The organism is Luteolibacter algae, assembly GCF_042683045.1.
GTDB classification, from domain to species: Bacteria; Verrucomicrobiota; Verrucomicrobiia; order Verrucomicrobiales; family Akkermansiaceae; genus Luteolibacter; species Luteolibacter algae.
Genome location: NZ_JBHUIT010000016.1, coordinates 1 through 14,324, shown reverse-complemented (window position 1 = coordinate 14,324; position 14,324 = coordinate 1). Strand labels below are relative to the sequence as shown.

The 14,324-nt window shown below is 51.8% G+C and carries 12 protein-coding genes; 7 read left to right on the top strand and 5 right to left on the bottom strand.

The features are described 5' to 3' along the window. Positions 1-24: 24 nt before the first annotated feature. Positions 25-1,566: a proline--tRNA ligase gene (gene proS, locus ACFSSA_RS08890; protein ID WP_386820083.1), complete on the bottom strand. Its 1,542-nt coding sequence runs from the start codon at positions 1,564-1,566 to the stop codon at positions 25-27. Positions 1,567-1,705: 139 nt separating this feature from the next. Between proS and ACFSSA_RS08885 the strand changes: the two genes are divergently transcribed. Next, a complete protein-coding gene (locus ACFSSA_RS08885; protein WP_386820082.1) occupies positions 1,706-2,593 on the top strand; it encodes a sugar phosphate isomerase/epimerase family protein in 888 nt (295 codons plus the stop codon). A 5-nt stretch (positions 2,594-2,598) separates the two neighbouring features. Here ACFSSA_RS08885 and ACFSSA_RS08880 read toward each other — a convergent pair whose 3' ends face one another. Together ACFSSA_RS08880 and ACFSSA_RS08875 are read right to left on the bottom strand one after the other, a co-directional pair. Continuing rightward, on the bottom strand, positions 2,599-3,444 hold the full coding sequence (locus tag ACFSSA_RS08880; RefSeq protein ID WP_386820081.1) for a sugar phosphate nucleotidyltransferase: 846 nt from the start codon (positions 3,442-3,444) through the stop codon (positions 2,599-2,601). Between the two features lie 50 nt (positions 3,445-3,494). Next, positions 3,495-5,111: an alpha/beta fold hydrolase gene (locus tag ACFSSA_RS08875; RefSeq protein ID WP_386820080.1), complete on the bottom strand. Its 1,617-nt coding sequence runs from the start codon at positions 5,109-5,111 to the stop codon at positions 3,495-3,497. A 96-nt stretch (positions 5,112-5,207) separates the two neighbouring features. Here ACFSSA_RS08875 and mutM point away from each other — a divergent pair, with 96 nt between their 5' ends. Beyond that, positions 5,208-6,029: a bifunctional DNA-formamidopyrimidine glycosylase/DNA-(apurinic or apyrimidinic site) lyase gene (gene mutM / locus ACFSSA_RS08870; RefSeq protein WP_386820079.1), complete on the top strand. Its 822-nt coding sequence runs from the start codon at positions 5,208-5,210 to the stop codon at positions 6,027-6,029. Between the two features lie 2 nt (positions 6,030-6,031). On the opposite strand, the gene ACFSSA_RS08865 is transcribed toward mutM, so the two are convergent. Next, positions 6,032-6,817: a 3-keto-disaccharide hydrolase gene (locus ACFSSA_RS08865; RefSeq protein WP_386820078.1), complete on the bottom strand. Its 786-nt coding sequence runs from the start codon at positions 6,815-6,817 to the stop codon at positions 6,032-6,034. Positions 6,818-6,872: 55 nt separating this feature from the next. Continuing rightward, on the bottom strand, positions 6,873-9,668 hold the full coding sequence (locus ACFSSA_RS08860) for a PSD1 and planctomycete cytochrome C domain-containing protein (RefSeq protein ID WP_386820077.1): 2,796 nt from the start codon (positions 9,666-9,668) through the stop codon (positions 6,873-6,875). A gap of 98 nt (positions 9,669-9,766) precedes the next feature. Between ACFSSA_RS08860 and dapB the strand changes: the two genes are divergently transcribed. From dapB to plsX, 5 genes are all read left to right on the top strand, one after another. Continuing rightward, positions 9,767-10,504 (top strand): 4-hydroxy-tetrahydrodipicolinate reductase, encoded by a 738-nt coding sequence (dapB, locus tag ACFSSA_RS08855; RefSeq protein ID WP_386820076.1) that lies wholly within the window; start codon positions 9,767-9,769, stop codon positions 10,502-10,504. Positions 10,505-10,524: 20 nt separating this feature from the next. Continuing rightward, complete coding sequence (locus tag ACFSSA_RS08850) at positions 10,525-12,051, top strand: PDZ domain-containing protein (RefSeq protein WP_386820075.1); 1,527 nt, start codon at positions 10,525-10,527, stop codon at positions 12,049-12,051. Positions 12,052-12,113: 62 nt separating this feature from the next. After that, positions 12,114-12,617, top strand: a complete 504-nt coding sequence (locus ACFSSA_RS08845; RefSeq protein ID WP_386820135.1) for a YceD family protein — start codon at positions 12,114-12,116, stop codon at positions 12,615-12,617. Further along, complete coding sequence (gene rpmF / locus ACFSSA_RS08840) at positions 12,532-12,813, top strand: 50S ribosomal protein L32 (RefSeq protein ID WP_386820074.1); 282 nt, start codon at positions 12,532-12,534, stop codon at positions 12,811-12,813. Before ACFSSA_RS08845 ends, rpmF begins: the two co-directional genes overlap by 86 nt. 107 nt (positions 12,814-12,920) lie before the next feature. After that, positions 12,921-13,949 (top strand): phosphate acyltransferase PlsX, encoded by a 1,029-nt coding sequence (gene plsX, locus ACFSSA_RS08835; RefSeq protein ID WP_386820073.1) that lies wholly within the window; start codon positions 12,921-12,923, stop codon positions 13,947-13,949. Positions 13,950-14,324: the final 375 nt, after the last annotated feature.

The window sequence follows — 14,324 nt, the reverse complement described above, 5'->3', positions numbered from 1 at the left end:
GCTTCACTCTGGCTGCTGGACTTTCTAGTAACTCCGTCCCCAAAGGGCTACGGAGTTTCTTGCCTTACCGGTAAGGATGCAGTCCTGACCTACTGCTGCGAGTAGCTCTTCGGGTAGGCCCGCATCTTCAATGGGAAGGCAGCGAATGGTAATCTTATGCTGCTTTGAAAGGACATCTTCTTCCGCAGCCGTGCCCGACCACGGGGTGGCTAGCCAACCGGGATTCTCTTTTTCCCAATGCTTGTCAAACTCCCCCATATCGTTGCAGGCAAAAATATTCGCATTCCTGAATTCAAGAGCACGGGAGAGGAGGTTATCGTGGATTTGCTGTAAAATATCCGGGACACTTTGAATAAACTCTTCCTTATCCATGAAGGCCTTTTCGGTGGGCTGCTGATCCCGTCTCTGCAAGCAAACCTTCCGTGACTCAATGTCCCGGGGGCCGATCTCGATTCGGATCGGAGCACCTTTTTTAACCCACTCCCATTTCTTCTGACCTCCCTGAAGATCGCGGGAGTCAACGTGGGCGCGGATCGGATCACCATGATAGGATTTGGTCCCGCAAAGGGTGTCAGCCAATGCGTGACATGCAGCCAGCACGGCCTCCTTTGTATCCTCCTTTGGCGTAACGGGAATGATGATAACCTGTTGTGTCGCCACCCGTGGAGGCAGGACCAGGCCATCGTCATCGGAATGAGCCATGATCAACGTGCCGATCAGGCGAGTGGAAACACCCCATGAGGTGGTTTCTGCAAACGATTGCGCACCATCACGGCCAGCGAACGAAATGTTCTGGGCCTTGGAGAAGTTCTGTCCCAGGTAATGGGAGGTTCCCGCCTGAATGGCTTTACAATCCTGCACCATTGCCTCGACGGTCAATGTCATGTCTGCACCCGGAAAACGCTCATTTTCCGTTTTCTCACCGGGAACTATGGGGATTGCCAGATGGTCGCGCAAAAACTCTTCATAGAGCCGGTGAATCATCCGTGTTTCCGCAATCGCCTCATCCTTGGTCTCATGAGCGGTATGGCCCTCCTGCCACAAAAACTCGGCAGTGCGGAGAAAAAGGCGCGGACGCATTTCCCACCGCATCACATTCGCCCACTGGTTGATAAGCAATGGGAGATCCCGATACGACTGCACCCAACGCGCGAACGCAGCACCAATGATTGTCTCTGAAGTCGGGCGGATCACATACGGCTCGGCCAGTTCGCCGGTGGGAATCATCTTTGTCTTCCCCGTCTCCTCGTCCTTCACGGCCTCCAAACGATGGTGGGTCACTACTGCGCATTCCGTGGCGAAGCCCTCTGCGTGCTCGGCCTCCTTTTCCAGATATGATAGCGGAATCAACAGTGGAAAATAGGCGTTTTGGTGGCCAGTGGCCTTGAAGCGCCGATCCAACTGCTGCTGAATAAGCTCCCAAATACCATAGCCCCAGGGTTTGATCACCATACAACCGCGTGTCTCCGAATTTTCGGCGAGATCGGCGGCCTTGATAACTTGCTGATACCATTCGGGAAAATCCTGCTGGCGGGTGGGTGTGATAGCGGTCTTTGCGGCTGACATGATGTTGCCAAAGATTGGACGCAAGCCACGAGCCTTTGCAAGCAGCTATACTGCGGAGTTTCCAAAGGAGCGGTAACTCTTCGGGCAGCTCGCAAACTTTGAATTTCAAAAAGTCGAACTTCCAGCCTACTCTCCCCGCATGCTCTCCACACAAAAACTGACCGGCTTTGCCGATGAAGCTTCCCGCGATCTCGACAAGCAAATCGAGGCCACGAAAGCTCTTGGCTGGTCTGCCATCTCCTGCCGGATGATTGGCTCCAACAACATCCACGATATGCCAGAGGCGGAATTCCAGGCTGCTGCCGACAAACTTGATGCAGCCGGGATCCACGTCCCGGAATTTGGCTCCGCCATTGGAAACTGGGCGAAAAAAATTGATTCAGACTTTGCCATAACCGTCGGCGAAATCAGCCGCGCGATTCCGCGAATGAACCGCCTGGGCACAAAGATCATCCGGGTCATGTCTTACGCGCAAGAGCCGTGGGGCGAGGATCAACAGGAGCAAGAGCGCTTCCGCCGCATGCGGGAAATCACCAAGCGTTTCACAGATGAAGGAATCACCGTGGCCCACGAGAACTGCATGAACTGGGGCGGTTTTTCCGCAGAGCACACGCTACGCCTCATCGAGCAAGTGCCGGACATGAAGCTCATCTTCGATACTGGAAACCCAGTATTTCAGCTGGATCGTTCCAAGCAAAATGCTGATGGCAGCTTCCCTTGGCAGGATCCCTTCGAGTTTTGGCAAAAGATCCGCGAACACGTTACACACATTCATATCAAGGACTGCATGAATCCTGTCTCCGAGGATGTGGAACCGGAATACACAATGCCCGGCATTGGTCAGGCGAAGCTCAAGGAAATCCTCACAGATGCCTATAAAAACAATTACGATGGCTGGATTGCCATCGAGCCGCACGTGGCGACCGTCTTCCATGCTCCGGATCCAGACTCGGTGGATTGGCAGCAATGCTACGATTCATATGTGGAATACGGACGCCAATTCGTCCGCCTGATCGCCACATTGTAAGCTGATCAGAGCACCACCTCCTCTACGATATTCGCCCCCTCGGCAACTACCGCGCCAGGCCAGACAACGCTTCTGACAATGCGGGCGCCCCTACCGAGGCGGGCACCTTTGCCAATCACACTGCGGTCAATCACACAACCGGATCCGAGCACCGCTTCAGCATGTATCGGCTTTTGCAGGGCAAGCTTTTGATGCGCCTCCAAATAGCTGCCCACATCGCCCAGATCCATCCACTCACCTTGATCGAGAACTATCCCACCCAGTTTTCCTTCACGGACTAGATCTTGAAATGCGGGAATCACAGATACGGCTTCGCCCGAAGGGATCCTGGCCAGGAATTCCTTTTTCACACAGTAAATTCCTGTGAAAGCATGTGTTCCCGGAAGGCCCCGGACCTCGCTGCGGACGTCCTCCACTTTACCTTTCCCTCCGAGGGAGATTCTTTTTTCACCTCCGGAAGAGCGAAGCGCGAGTGTCACTTCATTGCCGCTTGCCTCATGAGCTTCAGCAAGTTTCCCCAAATCCATTGTCGAGAAAATGTCTCCGTTGTGGATTAGAAGCGAGCCATCCTCCATCCACCTCTCGATATTTTTCAATCCACCACCCGTTTCCAGCAAAACAGTCTCGTGGAAAAAGGAGATGTCCCGCCCCTCTCCAAAACCCTGCCATTTTTCCGGAAGATGATGGGTATTGATGGCAAATCTCTCACAGCCGATCCCTTCGCAGGCCTCTAGCGCCCAGAGTGCCAGCGGCTTGTGAAAAAGCGGAACCAGCGGCTTAGGCCACACGGTGGTAAGTGGGCGCAACCTCGTGCCCAGTCCTGCTCCCAAAATAAATGCCTGAGTAATCATCTGCCACGGAGATTAACCATTTCACATCCACTCACAAGCCACCAATCGGATCACCTCATCGCGCGTTGTGCCCAATGGCTGATCAAGCCTGCCACGTATTCAGCATCGCCGGGATTCGTCAACAAATGGTCCGCCCCCGAAAGGGACACGAACGATTTAGGATGCTTGAGAGCGGAATAGATTTTTCCAGCATTTTCCAACGCAACGGTATCATCAGACGGCGCGTGCATGATCAGCACCTCGGTATCACGCAGTTTATTCAGCACATCCTCTTGATTATGATCATGGAGATCGCGAATGAAACGCTTTCCGATCGTGAACTTTCGCCCGGCCAAAACCACCTCACTGGAGCCGCTGGTCTCTATCTCCGCCACCGCATCGCCAAGAAGGTTTCGAATATGCGTCGGGTCAAATGGCGCACCAATCGTCGCAACCGCTTTCACAGAGGAAAACTCTCCTGCAGCAGCCAGAACCGCGGCACCTCCGAGCGAATGCCCGACCAGTAATTTCGGAGTTTCAAAATGCTCTGACAACCATTGTCCGGCAACTTTGAGATCATCCAGATTCGTAACAAACGAAGTGTCACGGAAATCACCACCGGACTTGCCTACTCCCGAAAAATCAATCCTCAAGGTCGCTATACCACACTTTGCCAAGCCACGGGAAATTTTTGCTCCGGGCATAAAATCCTTCCCGCAGGTGAAACAATGCGCGAAGAGCGCGAAGGCAATTGGAGATTCCTCCGGCATTTCCAAAACGCCGGACAAGTTTCCACGAGAACCTTCCAGATCCACATGATTTGATCCTGGCTTCACCACGATTCCACGGTTACCGAATCCCCTCAAACCGTCGACAAATCCAGCACCGACATCGCCATCACGTGCGGCGAAAAGCACGGCCAGCAGCATCGCACGAGCTGAAGTATCTCCTCCAGCCATTCCATTATCACTGATGGAGCTTTCAAAGGTGGCTCCCTCCCTCAATGCAAAAAACAAAGTCAGGGGAAAGGCTTCCGGCAGATGGCAGGTCAGCCCGATATCCGTGCTTACTTTCAAAAAATCATCATTCAAAACCTCGCGCACGGTCATCAAATGGGAAGCCACATCCAGCTCGGCATAGCTTCCCTCCTCTGCGGCAGCGAGAAACGACTGGTAAATGGTTGCCCCTTCCCGGAGTTGATAAACTGCCCTCACAAAAAATTCCGCGGCATCGCTCACTCCCAAGTCACCATGGGTCAGCCCGGTCTGTGCCCGTGCCGCATCAATCGCCTCCTGCAGTGAAATGCTCTGATCCAAAATCGGGGCGAGCCGTGACGCCCCGGAAAGATCGTTCGATTCCGATGGACTTAACCCTTCCGCAGCTAGCGTCTGTTTAGTCGCGCCATCAATGTAGCCATCGTAGTCAGCCATTCCCTGGAGCCAACCGGACTTCCACGCCTTCGTATCAAAACCGCCCGCATCCTGAATCGATTTCTCCAGCAGCACCATTTGATCCCCAAAATGGGTTAGCTCTCCCGCTCTACGATTCGGATGATAGCTGCTCTGCGGATCGGTGAACTGATGAATCCCCTCCGGATAAATCCGTCCCAGTTTTTCCTGATTATACACCCAATGAGGACCCAGCGACAAGGCATCGGCAACCAATGCGGCAGAGAAATATCGTTTCATGCAGGAGTCTTCATGCACCTATCCAGAAAGTCAAAGACCGAGGGCGACCGACCGGATCTTGGTTGCGGCAGGTGCAGATGTCCTCTAGGGTTTCCCATGCCTGAGCTACCGGAAGTCGAAACCACCCGCCTCGGGATATCACCGCATTTGATCGGGCAAACGATTCGGGAAATCATCATCCGCCGCCACGATCTTCGATGGCCGATTTCAGAAAATCTCCCGGAACTTTGCGGAGAGGTTTTTGTGTCCGTAAGGCGACGTTCAAAATATTTGATTCTCGAGACAGCATCGTCCAGATGCATGCTCATTCATTTGGGCATGTCTGGCTCACTGCGGTTGGTTCCACTGGCTGAGGAATGGAAAAAACATGATCATTTTGCCGTGTCGTTAGCCAACGGCTTACAACTTCGATACCATGATCCGCGGCGCTTCGGGTTGATCCTTGAGATCGCACAGTCGGAAATTGAGACACACCAGCTTTTGAAAAACCTCGGTCCGGAGCCCTTGGAGGAAAGCTTCACAGGAGGAAACCTTCATTGTGCTCTGAAGAATAAAGGCACCCCCATCAAAATCGCTCTCATGGATGCAAAAACCGTTGTCGGCGTAGGGAACATCTATGCGTCCGAGAGCCTCTTCCGCGCGGGTATCCAGCCAAAACTTCCTTCCAACAAGCTCAGCAAACCGAGGGCGGCAAAGCTCGTAAAATCGATCAAGGAAGTTCTCGCGGAATCAATATCCCAGGGTGGCACAACCTTGCGGGATTTTTTGAATTCCGAAGGCAAGCCCGGTTACTTCAAGCAACGGCTGTTCGTTTACGACAGAAAAGCAGAACCGTGTCGCATCTGCTCGACTCCGATCGCCCATGCTGTAATGGGCCAGCGGGCAACCTATTGGTGCCCCAAGTGCCAGAGGCGATAGAATTATTCCTCAAGGGATTTCAGCTCGATATTCCGGAACCACACGCCCTGCCCTTCCGCCTGGAGGGCAATGTGGCCGAAGGTCAGGAGCTTCGGCGCACCAGCTTTGAACAAGGATTCCGAGGAAATCACACGATTTTCCGGATCCATCTGCGGCTTCTGAAAGCGTAAGACCTCCTTTCCATTTGCCCGGTAAATCACCTCATCGCCGCCATGGACTTCGATCTCCACCTTCACCCACTCATCGGCCGAAAATGTGGGAGAACTGGATTGGACAATGTGATCCGTGATCAATTTTCCATCCATCTCGATATTGGTGCCTGGAGTGCATACATTACCGGTAGGCCGAGGTCCTTTTCCTTCATCCGCTAAGAACTGATACTCGAGACTGACAGGAAATGTCTGTTCCAATGACATGCTGAGCGGGGACTGGGAATGAATCATCACGCCGCTGTTGAGATTCACATAGTGCTTCGCATCCGGCATCATTTCCCCCTCGAAGCGATACTCCATTCGCAGGATGTAATGCGAGTAGGCGACATTGGTATAGAGGTGACCATACTGATTATCGAATCTCTCATAACTATCGTAGGAAACCTTGATGATCCCGTCTTCCACCCGAAAGGTATTGAAGATATTTTCCCCCAGCGGATGCTTGGCGAACTTCGCCGTCCAACCATTCAGATCTTTGCCATTGAAAAGAGGGATCCATGAGCTTTCTTCAGCTTGAACGAATGGGGCTGAAAGCGCGGGCAGAAGGCACAAGCCAAGTGTTTTTAGGTTTTTCATATATAAAAAAATGGTAATGAGGTGAGATGGGCACAAGTAGGAATTCTGATTTCAATCAATGATTGAAGATAAATTCTTTCGAGTTCAACAAAGCCCAGAAAATATCCTCTAGCACCTTCTGCTTCTCCTTCGGATTCTGTTCCGCATCCACTGCGGAGCCCAATCGCCGCAGTTCGTCTTCTGTCGGAGCACGGCTCAAAGCACGGAGATAAAGGTGGGTGATTATTTCAGAAGGTGATTTTTTATCGCGCAGCATTTCCTCAACAATTTTGCCTTGCGCAATACGTTGGTGGACTGTCTCGCCATTAATGAGATGAAGCGCCTGGGAAAGATTCGGCTCCATCTTCACCTCGCACGAGCAAACCGTTGCACGAGTTGCCCGTCCAAAAGTCGTAAGAAAATAGTTACTCGTATTACCGTCGGCGATTTGAACCGCACGAGCTCCCTTTGGCAGACCTTTGTATTTTTCCGAGGTGTTTGTGACCTTGGAAATGGTGTCCAGCAACACTTCCGCACGGACCCTACGGATCATCGCTTTCGAGAAGTTCCGTTCATCGGATTGGTTGGTTTCATTTGTCGCGGTTGAAAGCTGATAGGTGCGTGAGGTGCATATATCGCGCACGATCTTTTTGAAATCGTAGTCATACCCGACAAATTTTTCCGCCAGCGCATTCAAAAGCTCTGGATTCGAAGGAGGATTGGAAACCCGGACATCATCGACGGGATCAACAATCCCAACGCCCATATAGTGATCCCATATGATGTTTACGACATTCTTCGCAAACCATGGGTTTTCCGGCGAGGCCAACCATGAGGCGAGAACCTCACGGCGCGATTGATTTTTGATTTCCGGCCGAGGGCCTCCTAGGAATTTCGGAACCATGTTTTGCTTTGTTACCGGATGTTTGATCTCACCCGTGGCATCAAAAATAATCCGTTCCCGGGGATCTTCGGCGGGCTTCCGTTTCACCTGGGTAAAAAATGCGGCAAAGCTGTAGTAATCATCCATCGTCCAGCGGTCGAAAGGATGATTGTGGCATTGTGCGCATTGGATTCGCGTCCCCATGAAGACCTGGGCCACATTTTCGGTCAGCTTCAGCACATCGTTCTCCATTTGGAAAAAATTCGTAGCGGGATTCCCGAAGGTCCCGCCTTCCGCGGAAAGCAAATCGCGCACAAGTTCATTGAATGGTGTATTTGAGGCAATTCGTGCCCTGAGCCATTGATAATAATTGAGAGCCGCCTTGTAGGAAACCGTGTTCGCTCCGTTGCGAATTGTCCGGATCTGCATCAGCTCCGCCCATTTCATCACCCACATTTCCGTGAATTCCTCGCGCTCCAGAAGCTGGTCCACGAGTAATTTCCGCTTATCCGCGCGCCTGTCATTTACAAAACCTTCGCGTTCTTCAAGCGTGGGCGGCAACCCAACGATATCCAGATAAGCACGGCGGAGAAATACTTCGTCGCTAGCCAACCCGGACGGAACTATGCGCAGTTTGTTTAGCTTTTCGGCGACAAGGGTATCAATATAGTTGAGTTCTTCGGTCTTTGGGCGCACGTAGGTGGAATCCGCCGGAACCACGATGGCCTGTGCGCCTTCGGTAAATGTATGGAAACGCCCCAACAGAAATGCCTCTCCACGCGCCGCGGAAGTCGCCATGCCCGTGCCGCTATCAATTTTGACAGAATTATCATTGGAGCTGGAAAAAGTCGTGAGCGCTGTCACATCCCGATCTGTCCCATCTGAATACATGGCACGCACTGTGAAGGGGATATTGATATCCTGCCCGGCGAGCACCACTTGCTCCGGACGGACTTCGATTCCGGTCGGCTGTGGAATTTCCCCGTCATCATATTTCGCTCCCGCCCGAATCCACTCGACCAGGGTCTCGTAGAAGGGACTATCCGCCTCAAAGAGTTTTCCGCCGGTGTGGGGAACCCCACCGATCGCTTTTGTAACAAGGAGTGATTCCTCGGGTAATGCCAGGTTGACTCTGCGGCCGACCATTTCCTGGGTTAGTCGGAAGTAATCGCCCTTGGGATCAAATCCATATAGTGAAAGATGAAATCCATCCTGCCCCCGGGCAGACCCATGACATGAGCCTGCGCTGCATCCTGCAGCTGTCAGGACGGGCATAACATCCAGCTGGAATGAGATCGGTCGCTCCCGCTTTGCATCTTTTACCGAAACGGGCACCTCAGAATGCAGTCCGCGGTATTCCACCTGGAGCTTTGTTGCCCCATCTTCAATCGGTGACAAACGGCTTCCATCTAATTCGGCGATACCTTGATCCGCCAGGGAGAGCTTGGATTGCCGGGTAATATCATGAGTGGAGGCATCATTCATCTTCGCCACGATGACCACGCGGTGAAAATCCGCAGCGCTTTGAAGGTGAATTTCTTTAGGAAAAACCTCGATGGAAACAATATCAGGATCCGCCGGAGCATCCCATCTGGAAAGCGCGGTCCTTGCCCGCGCCTGTAGCTTCTCACCTTCCGGCCATTCGGCACCGGCTTCTATCCAATCCTTCAACACCGTAATTTCCTCCGAAGCGAGAGGCCCGGCATGTTTTTTGGGAGGCATCCGGTCGTAATCATCGGCCGGAAGAATCACCCGGCTATATATCGATGACGCATTTGCATCTCCCGGAATTAGGGCCCTACCGGAATCTCCGCCAGCCAGGAAGGCTTCAGCAGTGGCCATGACCAGACCTCCCTTTGCCTTGTCCTCGGTATGACACTCCACGCAGCTCACCTCCAGCACTTCGCGCACACGCTCGAACAGCGGAGAGGCCACCTCTCCATGCAACGAACAAGCTGCACAGAAAATCGCTACGAAAATCAGTCTCACCAGAACAATACGGACCGCCCGGAAACCATCTTACATTTCAGTTTTCGCAAAAATTTCCCATTTCCATTTCCGCGAAGCAACTGCATCATCCCGCGCATATGCTTCCAATTCTTATCACAGGTAAATCAGGTCGGATGGGCCAGGCAGTCATTGAGGCCACTGAAATCAATCCGGGAACTACCATCGGGGCCACTCACGATGCAGGCGAAAACCTAGATGATGCTGTGAAAGCCTCGAAATGCATCATCGATTTCACGGTTCACACTTTTTCCACAAGCCTTATCGAAACCGCTTTGAGGCACAAAGTGCCAGTCGTCATGGGCACAACAGGTCATACGGAAGCCGAGCTACAGACGATTCACGCCGCTGCTAAAATCATCCCGATCGTTCACGCACCCAATTTTTCAGTAGGAGTGAATACCCTCTTCTGGCTTACCAGTCGCGCAGCCCGCATCTTGAAGCAAGATGCCTTTGATATCGAAGTTACAGAGATGCACCATCGTCACAAAATCGACGCCCCTTCCGGCACGGCCCGCCGCCTTCTTGATATTCTCAATGAAGAAACCGGAACATCCTATAAAGAAGATGTCGCGCATGGCCGTTTTGGGAACATCGGTCCCCGTAAAGCCAAGGAAATCGGGATGCACACTCTCCGCGGTGGAGATGTTGTGGGGGATCATACAGTAATGTTCGCGGCAGACGGAGAACGTGTGGAACTCACCCACAAGGCGTCCTCCCGCATGACGTTTGCCTCCGGCGCGGTCCGTGCTGCGCTTTGGCTCATTGATAAACCCGCCGGTCTTTACGATATGCAGGACGTCCTGGAGCTCAAATAATCCCTCCTCAACCTTATCAAATGAAATACCTTCTTCCTCTTTCCTTGGGCTTGCTGCTTGCCTCTTGCAAACCCCAAGCTCCGGAAACAAATACGGAAAAAGCGCCTGTCGAGGTGGAAGTCACCACTCCTGCGGTCGATCTTGTCGAGTCTGTAGTCCGGATAAATTCCACGAGCCAATCCTGGAATGCCGCCCAGCCATGGGAGAAAAATCCGCCTCAGGAAATACGGTCTCTGGGCGCCATTGTTGCCCCGAACCAGGTGCTCACCACAGGAGAAATGGTAGCGGATGCCACTTATCTTGAGCTTGAGCTACCAGATGGTTCAAGGACCGCTGAGGCAAAAATCGTCGCGGTGGACTACGAGGCAAACCTTGCCCTACTGACGGTCAAATCGGATGAGCAACGGGAAGATTTTTTCGCAAATACCCGGCCGCTTCCGATTGCGGACAAACCAGCCATCGGAGACTCGATGCAGATCTTCCAGGTCGAGGACAACGGGACGACCCTGCTAACCTTTGGCACGCTCCAGTCGGTGGAAGTTCTAAACAGCTTTTTACCGAACCAGAGTTTTCTCACTTACCTGGTGAAAGCTTCAATGCAAAGTGCCGCCAGCAGTTTCTCTCTTCCGGTGCTCAAAGACAACGCTCTTGCCGGTATTCTGTTAAGCTATGATTCCGATGACCAAATCTCGGATGTTCTGTCGATTGATGTCATCTCACATTTTCTCGAAAGCGCCAAAGGAGAAACTTATGCAGGCTTCCCCTCATTGGGTATCTCGGTCACACGCACCGAAGATCCGTCTTTTAGAGATTTTTTGAAATTAACGGCGGAGCAAGGAGGTCTTTATATAAGTAACGTCCGGATTGGCGGAGCGGCGGATCTGGCGGGTATCAAAAAAGGAGATGTGCTACTTGCGGCAGCAGGCTTCCCTATCGATCGGCGCGGTTACTACCAGCATCCCCAATACGGCCCTGTCTTTTGGGGACATTTAGTTCGGGGCGAAAAATCCACGGGAGACGAGATCAACCTCTCGATACTGCGCGAAGGACAACCGATGGAAATCAGTGCCATTTTGACACGGGAAGAACCTCAGGATCACCTCGTTCCGGATTATCAATTCGATCGTCCGCCCAACTTCCTGGTTAAAGGCGGATTGGTCTTCCAGGAGCTAACCCGTCCTGTTCTGGAAGCTTTTGGTAAAGATTGGACCAGCCGCGCTCCACTCAATCTCTTGGACGCCTATGAGAATCCCGAGAAATATGAGAACAATACCAAACGCGTCATTTTCTTAAGTGGATCCATTCCCACACCGGCTACGGTCGGTTACGAGTCTCTTCGCAATCTGATTGTGAAAAAGGTAAATGGCATCGAGATCGATAGCATGAAGACACTTATCGAGGCTTTTGATAAACCGAATGCTGATAATCTGCACTCCATCGAGTTTTTGGAAGAGAACTTCACGGCCTATCTGGATGAAACCATCTCTACAAACGTCGATGGCATTCTTTTACAACGTGGTCTCACACGCCTCTCTCGCGCAGAGTAAGAATAGAGACGCGCCCATTCTAAAATTTTGCCTCCCAGGCAATCTGCCCTAAATTTTATTTTATGAACCAATCATTAATTATCGATCTTCCCAGTCTACCGGAAGAAGGAAAGGCCTTTTCCGGAGAGCTGGATGGTGCAATTTTCGATCTTCCCAAAGGAGACGCCCAGCCGGCTGGTCCGTTGGAATACAATCTCTGGATTCAAAGATTCGGGTCCGAGCTTTTACTAACTGGTAAAATTTCGGCCCCTTTTACGTTCACATGCGTTGTAACTTTAAAAAATTTTGTTCAAACAATCGAACTCAACTCGGCTACGATCGCGGTAGAAATCGAGAATTCGAGTCAAGTGGATGTCACAGAAGCCTTACGGGAAGAGGTTTTGCTGGAATTTCCGACTGCCCCACGCTGTGACGAAGGTGACAACCCGGAGCCATGTGAAATAGATTCAAGATATTTAGCAGTAGACAAGCCGGTGGAAAATGGTCTATCTCCTGCCCCCCGCAACGAAGGCACAGACCAATGGTCAGCCCTCAATGACCTCACGGGTCTCAACGATCAAACTTAACTTATTTACGACCATGGCAGTACCAAAACGCCGTCAATCCAAGAGCCGCCAAAAAATGCGCCGTGGCGCAAATCGCTGGAAAGCACCTATTTTCAGCACATGTTCCGACTGTGGCGCATCTATTCCTTCACACATTGCGTGCCCATCTTGCGGCACATATCGGGGCCGTAAGGTTCTCGAAGTGGAGGCTCTATAATCCTGTTTTCCTCAGAGGAATACAAGAACCCCCGCTGGTCTTTTCTAGCGAGGGTTTTTTGTATCGTAATTTCTCGATAATTTCCTCATACAATTATCCATCAGTTTATGAAGGTTGCACTGGATGCCATGGGAGGCGATCACGCCCCGAAGATCAATATCATCGGAGCCATCGAGGCCCTCAAGAATTACCCGAAACTCAACCACCTGTATCTAGTTGGCGATGAGGCGATTCTTAGGAAAGAGGCGTTGGAACATGGTCTGAACCTGAATGACCCTCGTGTGAGTATCGCACATGCTGCGGATGTTATCGGGATGGCGGAACCAGGTGCGAAATCTGTGCGGAGGAAGCGGAATTCCTCCATCTGCGTGGCAATGGATATGGTGAAGGACGGCACTGCTGACGCCTTCGTCTCGGCTGGAAACACCGGAGCCGCAGTAGCAGCAGCAACCCTGAAACTGCGCTGCCTTAAGGGAGTGGATCGAGCAGGCATCGCCTCTCCATTGCCCAACGAGCATGGAATTTGTAACATTCTCGATGCCGGGGCAAATCCAGAAGCAAAGCCCGAGCACCTGGTGGCTTACGCGATCATGGGAACAGCATTCGCGAGACACGTTCTTGGTGTAAAGAGTCCCAAAGTCGGCCTTATGTCCAATGGTGAAGAGGACGAAAAGGGCACCACTTTCACCAAGGAAACATTCAAACTTCTGAAAGCCACTCCGGGAATCGACTTCGTGGGAAATGTAGAAGGCCACGACTTGTTTGAGACGAAACTGGATATCGTTCTCTGTGATGGATTCGTTGGCAACATTGTCTTAAAAAGCGTTGAAGCAACAGCAAAGGCAGTCTCTAAATGGTTGAAAACTGAAATTAAAGAAACGCCAATTCGTATGGCAGGTGCCCTGCTCGCTCAAGGCGCCTTCAAGGCGTTAAAAGCAAAAAGCAGTTACGAGACGTATGGCGGAAGCCCGCTTTTGGGAGTAAACGGTGTAGTGATTATCGCCCATGGCTCATCAACCGGCCTTGCCGTTCGAAACGCGATTCGTGTGGCAGTAGAGACTGTCGAACACAAGATCAATCCTCGTATCGAGGAAGCAATGGCAACCCTGCCGGAGCCTGTGACTACTGCACAATAAAGAAAACTAGCGTTGCTCACTAGAGTAATACCCTGAATTCGGATATCTTGTCTCATTCCCAAGCCACCAATTCTTTCGGTTGTCAGGTCGGCTTCCCCATTGCGATGGCAACCTGAGATTGGAATTATCAGCTTTCGGCTTCTTCCTGGCATCCCTTGAACTCGCAGGCAGTGGAGCGGGTCCACAGCAATTCAGAAGAAACGAGCTCAAAGTTATAACGGCAATCTTCTCAGTCATTCTCATACCCAACACTACGACGGAATAATCGCTCTACTATTCAAATATCGGGTAGAATTGTCTTCATAATCACCTTGGCCTGACCCCAGAAAATCGGACAGCTCCTTTTTAGAGTTCTTGTGGTAAAACCACTGAAAC